Raw genomic sequence first — 1,707 nt, forward strand, 5'->3', positions numbered from 1 at the left:
GGCCGGGGTCGGGGCACGTACGGGCGAGCCCGGCCCGTGGGCCGGGGACCTCCGCCCGGTGCCCCCCGGCACCTCGTCCCCTCACGGCGGCGAGCCGTACGGCGAGGAGCCGCCCGGGGGGCGGACGCCGTCCGCACCGGGCTGGGGCGAGGAGGAAGGCGACCGCTACCGCGGCCCCACCACCGCGCTCGCCGCCGAGCGCGCCCGCCAGACCAGGATGGCGATCGTCGGCGCCGTCACCGAGCGCTGGGCCCCCGAGCAGGCCGGGCCCGTCTACGAGAACTGGCGGCTGGCCCCGCCGGTCGGCCCGGCGGCCGACCTGTGGGGGCTGGGCGCGCTGCTGTTCCGGGTCGTCCAGGGGCACGCCCCCTACCCCGAGGAGTCGGCGGCCGAGCTGGTGCAGATGGTGTGCGCCGAGCCACCGGCGTTCGCCGAGGAGTGCGGTGCGCTGCGGCCCGTCGTGGAGTCGCTGCTGCGCCAGGACCCGACCGAGCGGCCGGACTTCGAGGAGCTGGGCGGCTGGCTGCGCTCCCTGATCCGCTCCGCGCCCGAGCCCGGGGTCGGGCTGCACACGGTCACCGCCCCGCTTTCGCTGGAGGCGGGCCCGCCCGCCGACCCCGGGCGGCTGCCGGTGATAAGGCGCCGGGGGGAACTGGTGCGCGGGAAGCGCGCCGAGCGGTCCCCGGTGGCCGCCCGCGCCCGGCACCGGCGCGCCCGTGAGCAGCGGTCCCCGCGCCGGCTGGGAGTGCTCCTGGTCGGGCTGGTCCTCCTGCTGCTGACCGGAACACTGGTGTACGCCGCGGTGTACATGCCCAAGAACGGCGCCGGCTCCCCGGAGAACAGCGCGGACCGGCGGCCCGGCAGCGTGGGCGCGCAGCCGGAACAGCCGCGGCAGGAGGACCGTCCGGGGGAGGAGACCCCGCCGGGGGAGAGCGCGGCCGGGGAGCCGGACGGGTCCGGGGCGCCGAAGGCGCCCGGCACCGAGCGGCCGCAGGCCGGCGACCGGGTCGAGGGGCCGGACGGCTACGAGCTGCACAAGGACGCGGCCGGCTTCCGGATCGCGCTCCCCGAGGACGCGCGGCGGGCCGGGCCGGACGGCCGGGGGCGGACGGTCTTCACGCACGGGGACCTCGAGATCGTCGTGGTGCCCGGCCGGGACACCACACGGGAGTACGGTTCGGACGCGATGACGTACCTCACCGACGACCAGCGGGAACTGGACGCGTACCGCGCCGCGGACTGGGCGACCGGTTCCGGGATGCGGCGGATACAGGTGGGCCGGACGCTGATGGCCGAGGGCCGGTTCAGCTGGCGGGAGGGCGCGGACAGCACCTACATGTGCGACCGGGCGGTCATCGTCGACGGCCGCTACCACACGGTGCTGGTCAGAGGGCCGGAGAGCCGGAAGGACGACATCGACCGCGTCTTCGACACGATCGCCGACACCTACCGCCCCACCGGCTGAGCCGCTCCCGCCGGGCCGTTCCCGGCCGTTCCCCGGGGTGTAGCCCACACCCGTGCGGGATCTCTGCCAGTAATCACTGGCGGATTCCGTGAAAAGTGGTTACCGCCGGGTACACAGGGGGTTTCCCGCGTCGTACCCTCTCCGGTATGACGGATTCGCCAGGTACCGCCGCCACCGGGGGCCGCGGGGGCACCGGCCCCGGCGCCCCCGCGGCCCCCGAAGCCCCCGCGACGGCCGGCAAC

General features: G+C 76.8%; 1 protein-coding gene. It reads left to right on the forward strand.

Features of this window, described 5'->3' with window-relative positions:
• Nucleotides 1–1,465 (forward strand): serine/threonine-protein kinase (locus AC2CJA_RS26515; RefSeq protein WP_484605191.1); only part of this gene is annotated, 1,465 nt, incomplete at its 5' end.
• Nucleotides 1,466–1,707: the final 242 nt, after the last annotated feature.

Source organism: Streptomyces sp. ATLC9, from assembly GCF_057196705.1.